Genomic DNA, 12,943 nt, shown 5'->3' with positions numbered 1-12,943 from the left:
GGTAATTTGTTTTGCACAAGTACTTAACCATACATATACACCCGAAGAGTGTATATGTATGGTTATAGGAATGGCTATAATGCAGTCAGTAATAATCTGGACACACAATAAAATGGGTAAAAACAAGGAAAAATTAGCTGACAAAGATCTGTCTAGCTCAATTAATATTGGTATTTCTGAAGAGGATCGGATTGCGATCGCTGACGGACTATCTCGCTTACTCGCCGACACCTATACTCTCTACCTCAAGACCCATAACTTCCATTGGAATGTAACGGGTCCAATGTTCAATACATTGCATCTCATGTTTGAAGCTCAATATACAGAGCTTGCTCTAGCCGTTGATCTTGTTGCAGAACGAATTCGCTCCCTTGGTATTCCTGCTCCTGGCACATATTCTGCCTATGCGAAGCTCACTTCGATTCCCGAAACTGAAGGAGTGCCCAAAGCGACAGAAATGATCAAGTTGCTCGTCGAAGGGCAAGAAGCTGTCACAAGAACAGCCCGTTCAATTTTTCCGATCGCAGAAAAAGCGAGTGATGAACCCACGGCAGATCTATTGACACAACGGATGCAAGTTCACGAAAAAACAGCATGGATGCTTAGAAGCCTGCTCGAAGAATAATCGTAAAATCAAGCCGCGCAATGCGCGGCTTGATTTTACGATAGGATTAAGTTTCAAGAATGTAATCATCTCCAATCGAAGTTGAATAATCCGCTTTTTTTAATAGGTTTCCCGATCTTTTTTTTGCTGCTACAAGTCCCCGCCACACTTGTGCTGCTCAAACGTCTTAGCACTGCCCGCGATCGCACAGCACCACTAATCCCTCTAGAACCATCCGCAGAAGCCTTAGCTAAGCAATCTCCCCAAGTTTCGATTGTTATTCCTACACTCAACGAAATTGAACGCTTACCAACTTGTTTAGAAGGTTTGCGCGATCAAGCCGCTAAAGAAATTATCGTGGTGGATAGCCGATCTCAGGATGGCACTCCCGAATATGTGCAGAAATTACAAAAGGATTTCCCGATTCCTTTAAGGCTGATTACCGATGATCCTTTACCTGAAGGTTGGGTGGGAAGACCTTGGGCTTTGCATACAGGATTTTTAAATAGTGACCCGACTAGCGAATGGGTACTTGGAATTGATGCTGATACATTACCGCAAAAGGGACTAGTCGCCAGTTTTGTAGATAAAGCAACAGTCGATAATTTTGATATTGTGTCACTGTCGCCGAAATTTATTCTCAAAACCGCAGGTGAGCAATGGCTGCAACCCGCACTATTAATTACGCTCATTTTTCGTTTTGGAGCAACAGGCGACCCTACCCAATTTACGGAAGATCGAGTGATGGCAAATGGTCAATGTTTCCTATCCAAACGCAACAAACTGGTAGAGCTAAATGGCTATGAACTCGCCAAGTCATCATTTTGCGATGATGTCACGCTCGCTAGAGCGGCCGCCCAGCGAGGTGCAAAGGTGGGCTTTCTCGATGGTGCAGCATTGATGCAGGTGCGGATGTATACATCGATGGCAGAAACATGGCGCGAATGGGGGCGATCGCTTGATCTTAAGGATGCCTCGACCCTAAGCCAAACCTTTGCGGACTGTCTGTTACTCACAGCCGTTCAGGGGTTGCCAATACTAATGCTAATCGCGCTATCAATTTGGCAACCAGTACCGTCGATATTGATGAATATTCTGTTTTGGCTCAATGCTTTTCTAGTATTCATCCGATGTTTGCTGATGTTTGGTATTCGCACTAGCTATACCGAGGTTGGCTTTTGGTTTTGGCTCTCCCCCCTCGCCGATCCTTTTGCGGTAATTCGCATTTGGATTTCGGCTCTTACAAAACCTAAAAGTTGGCGAGGCCGTAATTATTCATAATCATGAATAAGATAAGGGACTTAAGCCCCTTATCTTGAATCAGAAAAATGCAACACGACTATCAAACCCTTGGCGGCGCATAGTTTGACTCAAAGTCTCGGCACTAGCGCGATCGGGATAGCCCTGTACTTCGATATAAGTGCCGCGATAGGAAGATCTTAGCTGAGCATTTGGCGCGATCGATTGAACTCGTTGCAACTCAGATACTAAACCTGTAGGAATAATCACGAAATAACGTAGCTGCGTGCCAGCGGGTACAGTTTGAGATGGGATTGCGGGAATGCTCTGAGCCTGAACTGACTGATTTTGTGCGGGAAGTGACTGAGGCGATCGCACAATTTCGATCGCATTACTATTTGGAAAAGCCGAACCAGGCACATTAGGTAATGGCTCATTTTGGATCGGAATGGATTCCACAGGAATCGGCGCAGATGAAGCTGGGAGACTATTGTTGGGGATAGAAGGAATAGAATTTGCTGGCGTAGATGGCAAAGTGGCAAATTTACTCTGGACAGTTTTGATCTGTGGATTAAGACCTGCTTGACTAAACTGAGCCGCACGACGTTGAGCGAGATTTAAGTTATTAAAACGTCCTAACTGTACAACCTGTTCACCTGTGTCTAATCGGCTGGCAAATGCATCTGGAGCCAATATCTTTGCCTGTTGTATATTCACCACATTGGGTAAATATACGAGGTACTGTGTACTACTAGCATTGGTGGGAACTACTGGGAGTGAGTCATTCGGGAAAGACTGGGCGTTAGCGTTGCCGCTAAAGTTGACAATGGCGCTAATACTCAAAAGAGATACTAGCCCAAGGGCAGCGTTACGAAGAGTGTTTTGTGTGAGGAGTCTCATATGCTTGAGCCGAGGGTAGCAAAAAATGAAATTGGGCGAGATTGTACCATACTCTACAAGACTCACATAAGCTCTTTTAGTTTCAAATTAGCTATAGATGCTTGTATCAAGGCATATCAAAACCAAAAATATAAGAGGCGGCGCAAAGCGCCGCCTCTTAATATCTAAAAACTAAAGGTGACGCTTTGCGCCACCTTTAGTTTTTTATAAATCACGATGGGTAAAAGCCTTAGCATTTACCCCAGCATAGTCAGCCACAATGTGACCATTTCCCACAAGTCGATACTTATAAGTAACTAAGCCTTCTAATCCAACAGGACCACGCGGTGGCATCTTGTTGGTGCTGATGCCCACTTCTGCCCCAAAGCCGTAGCGGAAACCATCAGCAAATCTGGTGGAACAATTGTGATATACGCCTGCCGCATCGATATCACTCGTAAATATATTGGCGATCGCTTGATCTTCAGTGACGATCGCTTCAGTATGTTTAGAGCCGTAGGTAGTGATATGGGTCATTGCTTCTTCTAACGAATCAACAATTTTGATGGACAAAATCAAATCACAATATTCCATTGACCAGTCTGATTCAGCAGCAGGATTGATCGCAATAATTTTGCGAGTACGATCGCAGCCTCTGAGTTCTACACCCCGCTCTTGCAAGGCAGCTAAAGCTAAAGGTAGGAATTTGGACGCGATCGCATTATGCACCAACATTGTTTCGATCGCATTGCAAGCCGCTGGATATTGGGTTTTGCTATCAACTGCGATCGCCACTGCTTTATCTAAATCCGCCGACTCATCTACATACAAATGGCAGACTCCGTCAGCATGTCCGAGAACAGGAATATGGGTATTGTTTTGGATATAGCGGACAAACTGATTGGAACCTCTAGGAATAATCAGATCGATGAGTTTATCCATCTTTAAGATTGCCAAGGTTTCGGCGCGAGTAGTCAACAGTTGCACCACATTGGGCGATACGCCCCCATGTTTTGTAAATAGCTCTTCTAAAGCTTTGTACATCACAAAAGCGATCGCTTCGCAGGAATGTACAGCTTCACTACCGCCTTTGAGAATTACGCCATTTCCTGACTTAATACCTAATGCAGCAATTTGGGTAACAGCATCAGGACGCGCTTCAAAAATCACACCAATTACGCCCAAAGGACAAGACAAACGCTCTAATACTAAACCTGTGTCTAGTTCACGGTGAATTTGACGATCTCCGATCGGATCATCAAGGCGGATTACATCGCGAACACCTGTGACCATGCCTTTCAGTTTATTTGCATCCAACTTGAGACGAGCGATCAAGGCACTGGGCAATTTGTTCGCATTAGCAGCAGCGACATCCTTTTGATTGGCTACCAAAATCATTTCAGATTGTTGTTCCAAGGCGACTGCGATCGCTTCTAATGCATTATTCTTTGCATCACTAGGCAATTTCGCCAAGGCGATCGCAGCGGTGCGAGTACGTTGGATCGACTCTAATAAATCTTGTGGCAAATCTTGAGGCAAATCTATAGATACATTCCCAGACACGTTAATCTCTATTACTTTTCGTAGATTGAAATTTTAGAGTAGAGATTTAGTTAACTAAGACTAGCAAATCTCCACTATTTTTCTATCTTAATACGAAAAGATCAAAGGTAGAGTGGGCAACGCCCACCCTACGATATTCTTAACAACTCATTTACTGTATTCACTAATTCCTCTGGGTGGAAAGGTTTGCCAATATAAGCATTTGCCCCTTGCCGATATCCCCAATGGCGATCAGCCTTGGTGGATTTAGTCGAACACATAATGATATTGATATTCCATGTTTCAGGATTGTCCCTCAGTTTGCGACAAAGCTCATAGCCATTCATCTCAGGCATCACAACATCTAAAATTGCGAGATCAGGATGTAGCACCTCAGCTTGGGCGATCGCTTCCACCCCATTCTTAGCAGTCACAACTTCAAATTGATTGCTTTGGAGTAAATGAGCAATCATTTCCCTTTGAGTCTTACTATCTTCAACAACAAGAATTTTGGACATGGCAGGAATTCTCTAAGTTCAACATTTCCATCCTAGATCTGAGGCAGAAATTGCACATGAAGACTAAGTCCCGAATCTACTAGTACTTTAGTCCCATACAAAATTGGGACTATTGCTACTTGCTCGTTACTATATAAACAGCTAATCTGAATTCACACCAATTCTCGAAAGTGTGACTGTTGAGAATTAGTCTGAGGCGATCGCCCAAAGCGTAGGTAACTTCCATGAAAATCCGCATTTTACTTGTTGACGATCATTCCTTTATTCGTCGCGCCCTGAAGATTTCTCTTGGTGATGAATCTGCTTTGGAAATTGTTGGAGAGGCAGAAAATGGACAATTCGCGATCGCGCAAGTAGAAAGCCTTCAGCCAGATGTTGTTCTCATGGATATCCAAATGCCACTTATGGATAGAGTGGAAGCCACAAAACAAATTTGCGATCGCTTTCCAGAAACGAAAGTCCTAATTCTCACTGTCGATGATACGGAGGAATATGTTTCACAGGCTCTGAAATATGGAGCCTCAGGATATATCTTAAAAAATACGTCTCCCGAAGAATTATCATTTGCAATTCAAGCTGTCTATCGGGGTTATATGCACTTGGACTTAAACTTAGGCAGAAAGGTGATTGCGCGAATTCCAGAGATTTCTGAAGTGTCTACAACTGATTGGGACAAACTCACTCCTAGAGAGCAGCAAATAGTAAAATTAATCGCTACTGGCGCAAATAATGAGGAAATTGCCAATCAGCTTTATATTTCCACAAAAACTGTCAAAAACCACATTACCAATATTTTGAGCCAGCTAAATTTACGAAACAGAACTCAGATTGCGATTTTAGTTGCCTCAATTCTTAACTATTCGTAAGTACCTAGGCATAATTAAAAGTTCCGATCGCAACTTTCAATTACTTTATCCCAGATCGCAAAATGGAGTTCTTTATTTCGCTTGCGATCGCTTCTAATTTCTAAAACTTGAGTTCCCTTAGCACTCAGAGAAATCATCACGCGATCGCGAAAATCTTGCCAATCTTGAATGAGAATATGTTCGCAATCATAGGCGGAGATAATTGGCGCAAAGTCTAGACCATGCGATGTGCCGAAGAATTCTTCAAAGGTATCTTCATATTTGGAAATTGGTAGTAAATCAAAAATACCACCACCATCGTTATTTAGAAGAATCACTGTCAGAGAAATATCATATTTTTTGGCGGCAAGTAATCCATTTAGATCGTGATAAAATGCTAAGTCTCCACAGATGAGAACCATCGGACGATCGCATCCCCATGCAGCACCCAACGCACTAGACAAAGTTCCATCGATACCATTAGCACCACGATTTGCTAAAACGGTGATTGGGCGATCGCTATGGAAGAATGTATCCAAATCGCGGATAGGCGTACTGCTTGCCACATAAATATAAGTATCCGCAGGAAGAATTTCCGCGAGTTCTGCATAAACTTTACCATCGAATAATTCATCGATTGTGCTGAGAGATTCTGCGATCGCATGTTCAGCGATACTTTCTGCTAGTTCAAAATCTAAGCGCCATTGTTTATCTTGCCAAATCGGTTGAGCATAGTTCTCTAAATAATTGGCTAACTGTAAGCAAAAGCTTGCAGGATGAACATTTAAGGCTTGGGTAATCCCATGAGTAGGATCGCTATTGGTGCTACCAACCACGATTTGCTGACAGCTAATATATTTCTGTAACCAGAGTAGATAACTTTTGGATGTAGGCATGGCTCCAAAGCGGATCACGATTTCTGGAGCATGGGCTTTACAGAAGTTTGGCGATCGCAAAAAGCTATCATAATGTCCAATTTCGTTACCACGATGTGCGCCTGTAGCTTCGATCAGTAATGGATAGCCTGTTGCTCTTGCCAAGCAGCGCACAGCATCTAAAAACTCTGGTGGTGAGTCATATACTCCTACAACTAGCACTCCCTTAGGATGGCTGATAATTTGATTGGCTATAGCAGCGATCGCATCCGTATCCAGCGATCGCATTCCTGAAATTACTTGACTATAAGCATCACCTGAAGGATTACCAAACAATGCTTCTGGACTACTGAGAGCTAAGTCTTCTGGTACATCATTAGCAACAGGAACAGGTGGCATCGGATCAGCGAAGGGGAAGTTGAGATGGACAGCACCAGCGGGTGTATCACCTTTCCCAGTAGCCATACTCACAGAACGACCAATTAGCGATCGCAAATAGCGCAATCGAAAACCGAGAATCTCTGGTGTTCCCACTTCAAAAAAGTAGCGAACATGTTTTCCATAAATATTAATCTGATCAATAGTTTGCCCAGAACCACAATCGCGCATTTCTGGGGGGCGATCGGCGGTCAAGACGACAAGTGGAATTTGACTGTAATAGGCTTCAATAATCGCAGGATAGTAATTTGCAGCCGCAGTTCCTGATGTGCAGAGCAGGGCAACAGGAGCTTTTTGGACTTTTGCTAAACCGAGGGCAAAAAAGCTGCTTGAGCGCTCATCAATATGCACCAAAATCTGAAAATCAGGACTGCGATCGCGCAATTCAGCAAAAGCAATCACTAGTGGCGTAGACCGAGAGCCAGGGGAAACACAAACTGTCCGCACACCTGATCGATATAGCTCTTCAGCAACAATGCTTGCCCAAAGTGTATTTCGATTGGCGGTATTCATCTGATGGTAGTTCCATTAGCACTAAAGTGCAGGCTGTAGCCAAGCTCAGTTAGCATTTGGCGCAAGATCGGCAAGCTCAACCCCAATACATTAGTGTGACAGCCTTCGATTCTTTCAATTAATAATCCACCCAGCTTCTCCATCGTAAAACATCCTGCACAGCATAGAGGCTCCCCAGATTCTACATAGCTGGCAATTTCCGCATCAGTGGCATTGGCAAAATACACCTTGGTTACGCCGTGACGCATCACCGATCGCTGAGTTTTAGCATCAATCAAATAATGTCCTGTATATAGCTCACAGTAATTGCCACGCATCTTTTGCCATGTCGCGATCGCAATTTCTTTGGAGTCAGGTTTACCGTAGATCATGCCATTGAGATACATGATCGAGTCACAGCCCATAATTAGCGCATTCTGCCCTGTAAATTCGGTTGCGATCGCCTTGGCTTTGCATTGTGCCAATGTCAGCACCAATGACGTGGGATCGCTAACCTGAATTGCATCTTCATCAAAATAACTGACTTTGACAATTGGTTCGATACCAGCGTTTTCTAAAATGCTCTTGCGGGTAGGAGATGCGGAAGCAAGGACAAAAATGGGATTGGGCATGGGAATTAACAAGATAAATAAGAGAGAAGATCTACATTTGTTTCAGCTTTTCTCCTATTTACCTTACCGCACTTTTGTGAGCGAGCCGTAGGGGCAGAGCATTCCCACCACAATTTATAAATTTTTAGATCATCTTATTTTTGGGAATGCTCTGCCCAAAACTTCGCAACGCAGGGACAATTTATCTATGAAATCATCAAGGGCAGAGCATTTGCGGATCGAGGTTTCTGTGGTGAATTTTAAAATTGTGGCGCAAATGCTCTGCCCCTACAACTCCTACAATTCTATATTTTTAGCTTCATGTTCGATACGTTCTTGAGATCGCGATCCGATTTTCTGCATTGATACTAAAATATATTTAGATTAAAATTTCTTAATATTTGGGCAATCGTATAGTGCTAATCCAATCAGACTGGCTCAAAAAACTACGAGGGCGCTCGTTTGACCTAGAGCTGGGAGCGATCGCAGTTATTTATTTTGTGCAAGGTGCAATGGCAATCTCGCAGCTTGCCGTAAGTTTCTTCCTTAAGGATGACTTAGGACTAAGCCCTGCGGAAGTTGCCTCAATGGTTGGGATTACAATGTTGCCTTGGACAGTTAAACCTTTATATGGTTTGATTTCTGACGGATTCCCAGTATTTGGCTATCGTCGCCGTCCTTATCTTTTGCTATCAAGCATTTTAGGGATTTTTGCATGGGTAAGCATGAGTTTATGGGTCACGACTCCCTTTTGGGCGATCGCAATGATTGCGACGGGTTCTCTCTCTCTTGCCTTTTCTGATGCGATTACCGATGCACTGATTGTCCAACGCGCTAGACTAGAGCCAGAAGGTGATGCAGGTTCATTGCAGTCATTTAGTTGGATTGCTTCCTCAATTGGCGCGATTATCTCCGCCTATTTGAGTGGTTACTTATTAGAGCATTTCGGCGCAAAATTCGTTTTTGAAATTACCGCGATTTTGCCGCTGTTGGTGGGTATCTCAGCCTTTGCGATCGCCGATCCACCCATGTCCACAATTTTTATTGTTGCTCCTGATCCCGCCAACAATTCGGCTGATGGTTCACCTTCTTTAAAGCCAGAAGCTTTGTCGAGAAATTCACAAATTTGGATGTCGCTGAAGTTTAACTTTACTCAACTGCGTCAAGCCTTTACCAATAAGGCAATTTGGTTGCCTGCGGCGTTCTTATTCTGCTGGCAAGCTTCACCAAGTGCTGATACTGCTTTTTTCTATTTCACGACTAATGAACTGAAGTTTAATCCTGAATTCCTCGGTACGGTTCGATTTTTTGCGAGTTGGGCGGGATTACTTGGTGTATGGCTATTTCAGCGCTTTTTTAGAGCTGTGCCGACTCGCAAGATTTTCTTTTGGACAACCATCATTTCCACTTTGCTAGGGCTTACCAGCTTATTACTAGTTACGCACACAAACCGAGCTCTAGGTATTGATGATCGCTGGTTTAGTCTTGGGGACAGTTTGATTTTGACTGTAGCTGGTCGCATTGCCTTTATGCCCGTTTTGGTATTGGCAGCAAGACTATGTCCTGAGGGAATCGAAGCAACATTGTTTGCACTGTTGATGTCAGTTTTGAATATTTCAGCGCTATGTTCTTTTCAGTTAGGAGCAGGTTTGACCTATCTTCTAGGCGTTACCGAATCCAATTTTGATAATCTCTGGTTATTGGTTTTAATTGCAAATCTAACCAGTCTTTTGCCACTTCCACTTTTAAAGTGGTTGCCTGACGAGAAAAATGGCAAGCAAGAAGAAGTTACTCCCCAAGTTCCCATCCTTACAGAAGAAGCACTCAACTTATAAATTAACTTATAAAAAATAATGGAGGCGCGAAGTGCCTCCATTATTTTTTCGCTATAAATATTTCTTGCTCAATGGTCTTACAACAATCCTCGACGGTTGCTCCATTGAGCATTTTTTCTGCAAGCGCAATTAGCACCAAACGCCGATCGCTTAATAAATTACGGGCATTTAACAACGCCCAACGCTCTTGGGTCATTGGATTAGGTAAATGAGCAATTGATTCTCTCAAACGTTGCATATCATCAATACCACCTTCAGTTGTGCCTTCACACATCAGTTGTTCGGCTGCGATACCTGCCATATATACAGTGCTATAGCGATCTAGTAAATTCGCTGATAAATTTACTGAATTAGGCGCATCAACAACCTCAATTTCCACGCCTCCTTCGATGCCTGTAAAAGCCTCATCAGCTAATATTTCACCTAGCGATCGCCCAACAATGCCCGCGATCGCATAGTTCACAACTTTAAAGCCCAACACATGAGCCGCAAGAAAATGCCCTGCTTCATGAAAAGAAATTCGTTCGCGATACTTTGGCGATTGCGCCCTCAGCCATGCTTGAGTATATGCCCCAAATTTTCCTTGCCAAAAGCCAATATCAATACCCCAAGCACTAAGTAAACTAATGGCGATCGCGGCAGGGACGACTGGTGACAAACCTGCCATTGTGCCCACCAAAGACATCATCGTAATTGTAAATATTGCGATCGCTAGTAAATCAGTGGCAGTTACATTCATGGCAAGGCTCAAAAATCGAAATAACTTAAGACAGACAAGGAGCTTAAGCCCCTTATCTGTCTTAAGTTATGGTTTTTTAATAAAGGAAGTACTAGGGTTTGATTTCTTGTAAAAAGTAGCGAGACTATCGTCATCACCGACAAAACGCCAATGCCAAGGCTCATACATTACGCCCTGAGGGTTATTGGGCGGGAAAGACATTTCAAATCCGTACTTGGCAGCATTGCTTTGCAACCACTGAAAGGCAGAAGTTTTCTCGAAACTAGTTGATAGATTTGCACTTGGAACTGCACTATCACCAATATCTAGCGCATAGCCCGTGTGATGCTCACTATGTCCTGGAGGAGCGCTAACTTTGGCTCTTTGGGCTGGGGTTTGGTTGCGTTGCTTACTGATCTCAAAGAAAAGTTCTTGCTGCTCAGCGATCGTCCGAAAGCCTGAAATTACAACAAAATCTACACCATCAGCCTTTGCATCAGCTTCCATTCGCAGAAAACTCTTTGCTGCCGCCTCATGCAGCTTAATTTCATAGCCATCCCCTGCTCTGCCTATGGTGCGTAATTTATTCGCAGGAGCTTCACTAAATGCATGATGTCCAAATAAATCTGGTGGACTATTAGATTCTTTAGCGATGACCTCTGGGTTTGCCTTAGTGTCATTGCCTTTAGCCGTAGGAGTTGCACTTATAAATGGTGCAGTAGCAATAGCCGATGGTTGCACTGGCTGAGATGAAACTGGTTGTAAACTTTGATCAGGTGAAGCCATTTCTCTCGGTTGATTCGCGGCATTGGCATTTAGGGCAAACCAAATGCGGGTGCTAATAATCGGTGATAAAAAAGCTAGTACTGCTAAACCATATGCCCACCAAGGAACTGATTTTAGCGATCGCGAAATTACATTGACTTTTTCTGGTTGCTTTTGGGGCGATCGGTTAGGATCGCTGACCCTTTGAGCAACGGGGATATCGTTTTGGGTAGGCATAGGTATACAAACGTTTGAAGTTTTAACCAAGGTTAAATATACACAATAAATAGCTTGGCGCAATTAAAATCCAGATCCAAAGCCTGAGTCGCCAGCACAGCAAGAAACACAGGCTGAATAATTAGTGGTGAACGGCGAAGCCGTTCACCACTAAATTATTCTCTGGGAAGAGAGTACTCAACTATAGGCAAATTCAGGTAAAAATCTTTTGCTAAATTAATGTAATCCTGCGTATAGATATGTTTGCGCTCTTCCACTACCAATATAGTTTCTTGAGTTTGCCCCTGAATTGAACTTAATGTTGAACTTAATTCTAACAAGATACGTTTAATGTCAGTTTTAGGGGTTGGTCTGACATAGGTTTTGCGATCGCAGAATAAGTGAAAATTCTTGGCTTTAGTCAGGAAATTATCAGCTAAATCTGTCGGATAAATAACTGCTAAATGACCAGTCGGCTTTAGTAACAGCAAGGCTATTTGGAGAATATCTGTTTGAGAAAGGCTGTCACTATGTCGCGCTAAGTTTCTAGACTTTTGCGATGATTTACTCGCTTTCTCAAAAAAAGGAGGGTTGGAAATAATTAAGTCATATTGCTTAGAGCAATTATTGGCAAAGTCTTGAATAGGAGCATGAAAAATATTTATGCGATCGCACCAAGGTGATTTCTCGATATTCTCTTTTGCCTGTCCATAGGCTTCTTCTTCAATTTCCACTGTGTCAATATTTGACAATGGCGATCTCTGTGCCATCATCAGCGCTAGCAGCCCTGTCCCAGTTCCGATATCAAGAATTTGAGAGTTGTCAGATATATTTGCCCAAGCTCCTAACAAAATGCCATCAGTCCCTACTTTCATCGCACATTTGTCTTGAAGAATTACAAACTGTTTAAAATAAAAAGAGGAATTTCTCATTTTCTTATTTGTGATTGCATTGCTTACAATGCCAGTTAGTTGGGAGCATCTCAGTTTGACACTGAGTAACTATACTCACAAGAATCAAGCATATCATTGAGATAAGCACAGCGATGCTTCAAAACTTGAGAGACATTTTTTCGATTCCATTGAGCACCCGAAATCTTAATGCGCCGCCCAATTTGCTTAATCGAAGATTCGACTGAACCAGAGCCAATAGTCAGACCTAACTTATGGAAGGAACTATATTCAGGAATCCGCAGACAATGGTTGCGTAAATAGTCCACAAAATTCACCGCTCTTTTAAATTTGCAACCCTCAAATAAAGCTATAGCAGACTCAACATCGGGAGCATGTCACTTTTGCGAAAAAGCGAGAAAAAGGAGGGAAAATAGAATAATTTAGAGGCCAGTAAAAGCATGACACCAGAACAA

12 protein-coding genes and 1 pseudogene are annotated in these 12,943 nt (G+C 43.0%); 4 read left to right on the top strand and 9 right to left on the bottom strand.

The features are described 5' to 3' along the window. Window positions 1–112: 112 nt before the first annotated feature. Window positions 113–625: a Dps family protein gene (locus tag CQ839_RS22905; RefSeq protein WP_103670629.1), complete on the top strand. Its 513-nt coding sequence runs from the start codon at window positions 113–115 to the stop codon at window positions 623–625. 123 nt (window positions 626–748) lie between these two features. Beyond that, on the top strand, window positions 749–1,885 hold the full coding sequence (locus tag CQ839_RS22900) for a glycosyltransferase family 2 protein (protein WP_258040846.1): 1,137 nt from the start codon (window positions 749–751) through the stop codon (window positions 1,883–1,885). Window positions 1,886–1,924: 39 nt separating this feature from the next. Here the strand turns inward: CQ839_RS22900 and CQ839_RS22895 are convergent, their stop codons facing one another. The 3 genes from CQ839_RS22895 to CQ839_RS22885 all read right to left on the bottom strand — a co-directional run bounded on the left by CQ839_RS22895 (window position 1,925) and on the right by CQ839_RS22885 (window position 4,782). Then, complete coding sequence (locus CQ839_RS22895) at window positions 1,925–2,743, bottom strand: hypothetical protein (protein WP_103670616.1); 819 nt, start codon at window positions 2,741–2,743, stop codon at window positions 1,925–1,927. A 204-nt stretch (window positions 2,744–2,947) separates the two neighbouring features. Next, window positions 2,948–4,285: a glutamate-5-semialdehyde dehydrogenase gene (locus tag CQ839_RS22890; RefSeq protein WP_103670615.1), complete on the bottom strand. Its 1,338-nt coding sequence runs from the start codon at window positions 4,283–4,285 to the stop codon at window positions 2,948–2,950. 128 nt (window positions 4,286–4,413) lie between these two features. After that, a complete protein-coding gene (locus tag CQ839_RS22885) occupies window positions 4,414–4,782 on the bottom strand; it encodes a response regulator transcription factor (protein WP_103670614.1) in 369 nt (122 codons plus the stop codon). A 224-nt stretch (window positions 4,783–5,006) separates the two neighbouring features. Here CQ839_RS22885 and CQ839_RS22880 point away from each other — a divergent pair, with 224 nt between their 5' ends. After that, the gene (locus CQ839_RS22880; RefSeq protein WP_103670613.1) at window positions 5,007–5,648 is read left to right on the top strand and encodes a response regulator transcription factor; all 642 of its coding nucleotides are present in this window, start codon (window positions 5,007–5,009) and stop codon (window positions 5,646–5,648) included. Window positions 5,649–5,662: 14 nt separating this feature from the next. Here the strand turns inward: CQ839_RS22880 and menD are convergent, their stop codons facing one another. Both menD and CQ839_RS22870 read right to left on the bottom strand, forming a co-directional pair. Then, complete coding sequence (gene menD / locus CQ839_RS22875) at window positions 5,663–7,453, bottom strand: 2-succinyl-5-enolpyruvyl-6-hydroxy-3-cyclohexene-1-carboxylic-acid synthase (protein ID WP_103670612.1); 1,791 nt, start codon at window positions 7,451–7,453, stop codon at window positions 5,663–5,665. Beyond that, on the bottom strand, window positions 7,450–8,064 hold the full coding sequence (locus CQ839_RS22870; protein ID WP_103670611.1) for a nucleoside triphosphate pyrophosphatase: 615 nt from the start codon (window positions 8,062–8,064) through the stop codon (window positions 7,450–7,452). Before CQ839_RS22870 ends, menD begins: the two co-directional genes overlap by 4 nt. A gap of 395 nt (window positions 8,065–8,459) precedes the next feature. On the opposite strand from CQ839_RS22870, the gene CQ839_RS22865 reads away from it, so the two are divergent. After that, window positions 8,460–9,878 (top strand): folate/biopterin family MFS transporter, encoded by a 1,419-nt coding sequence (locus CQ839_RS22865; protein WP_103670628.1) that lies wholly within the window; start codon window positions 8,460–8,462, stop codon window positions 9,876–9,878. Between the two features lie 40 nt (window positions 9,879–9,918). Here CQ839_RS22865 and CQ839_RS22860 read toward each other — a convergent pair whose 3' ends face one another. The 4 genes and pseudogenes from CQ839_RS22860 to CQ839_RS22845 form a co-directional block, all read right to left on the bottom strand. Continuing rightward, window positions 9,919–10,617, bottom strand: a complete 699-nt coding sequence (locus CQ839_RS22860; protein ID WP_103670610.1) for a hypothetical protein — start codon at window positions 10,615–10,617, stop codon at window positions 9,919–9,921. 66 nt (window positions 10,618–10,683) lie between these two features. Then, a complete protein-coding gene (locus CQ839_RS22855) occupies window positions 10,684–11,598 on the bottom strand; it encodes a D-alanyl-D-alanine carboxypeptidase family protein (RefSeq protein ID WP_103670609.1) in 915 nt (304 codons plus the stop codon). A 155-nt stretch (window positions 11,599–11,753) separates the two neighbouring features. Next, on the bottom strand, window positions 11,754–12,509 hold the full coding sequence (locus tag CQ839_RS22850) for a tRNA1(Val) (adenine(37)-N6)-methyltransferase (RefSeq protein WP_103670608.1): 756 nt from the start codon (window positions 12,507–12,509) through the stop codon (window positions 11,754–11,756). Between the two features lie 50 nt (window positions 12,510–12,559). Beyond that, window positions 12,560–12,853, bottom strand: a pseudogene (locus CQ839_RS22845) (ISKra4 family transposase); the annotation flags it as partial. Window positions 12,854–12,943 lie beyond the last annotated feature (90 nt).

It is taken from the genome of Pseudanabaena sp. BC1403 (genome assembly GCF_002914585.1).
Taxonomy (GTDB): Bacteria; Cyanobacteriota; Cyanobacteriia; order Pseudanabaenales; family Pseudanabaenaceae; genus Pseudanabaena.
Note: the sequence above shows the minus strand (reverse complement) of the source record. Positions and strands in the feature narration are given on the sequence as shown.

What these genes read in the sequence shown, in the direction of transcription:
- CQ839_RS22905 (WP_103670629.1), top strand. Translation starts at nt 113, where the DNA reads ATGGGTAAAAACAAGGAAAAATTAGCTGACAAAGATCTGTCTAGCTCA.
- CQ839_RS22895 (WP_103670616.1), bottom strand. Translation starts at nt 2,743, where the DNA reads ATGAGACTCCTCACACAAAACACTCTTCGTAACGCTGCCCTTGGGCTA.
- CQ839_RS22885 (WP_103670614.1), bottom strand. Translation starts at nt 4,782, where the DNA reads ATGTCCAAAATTCTTGTTGTTGAAGATAGTAAGACTCAAAGGGAAATG.
- CQ839_RS22880 (WP_103670613.1), top strand. Translation starts at nt 5,007, where the DNA reads ATGAAAATCCGCATTTTACTTGTTGACGATCATTCCTTTATTCGTCGC.
- menD (WP_103670612.1), bottom strand. Translation starts at nt 7,453, where the DNA reads ATGAATACCGCCAATCGAAATACACTTTGGGCAAGCATTGTTGCTGAA.
- CQ839_RS22870 (WP_103670611.1), bottom strand. Translation starts at nt 8,064, where the DNA reads ATGCCCAATCCCATTTTTGTCCTTGCTTCCGCATCTCCTACCCGCAAG.
- CQ839_RS22860 (WP_103670610.1), bottom strand. Translation starts at nt 10,617, where the DNA reads ATGAATGTAACTGCCACTGATTTACTAGCGATCGCAATATTTACAATT.
- CQ839_RS22855 (WP_103670609.1), bottom strand. Translation starts at nt 11,598, where the DNA reads ATGCCTACCCAAAACGATATCCCCGTTGCTCAAAGGGTCAGCGATCCT.
- CQ839_RS22850 (WP_103670608.1), bottom strand. Translation starts at nt 12,509, where the DNA reads ATGAGAAATTCCTCTTTTTATTTTAAACAGTTTGTAATTCTTCAAGAC.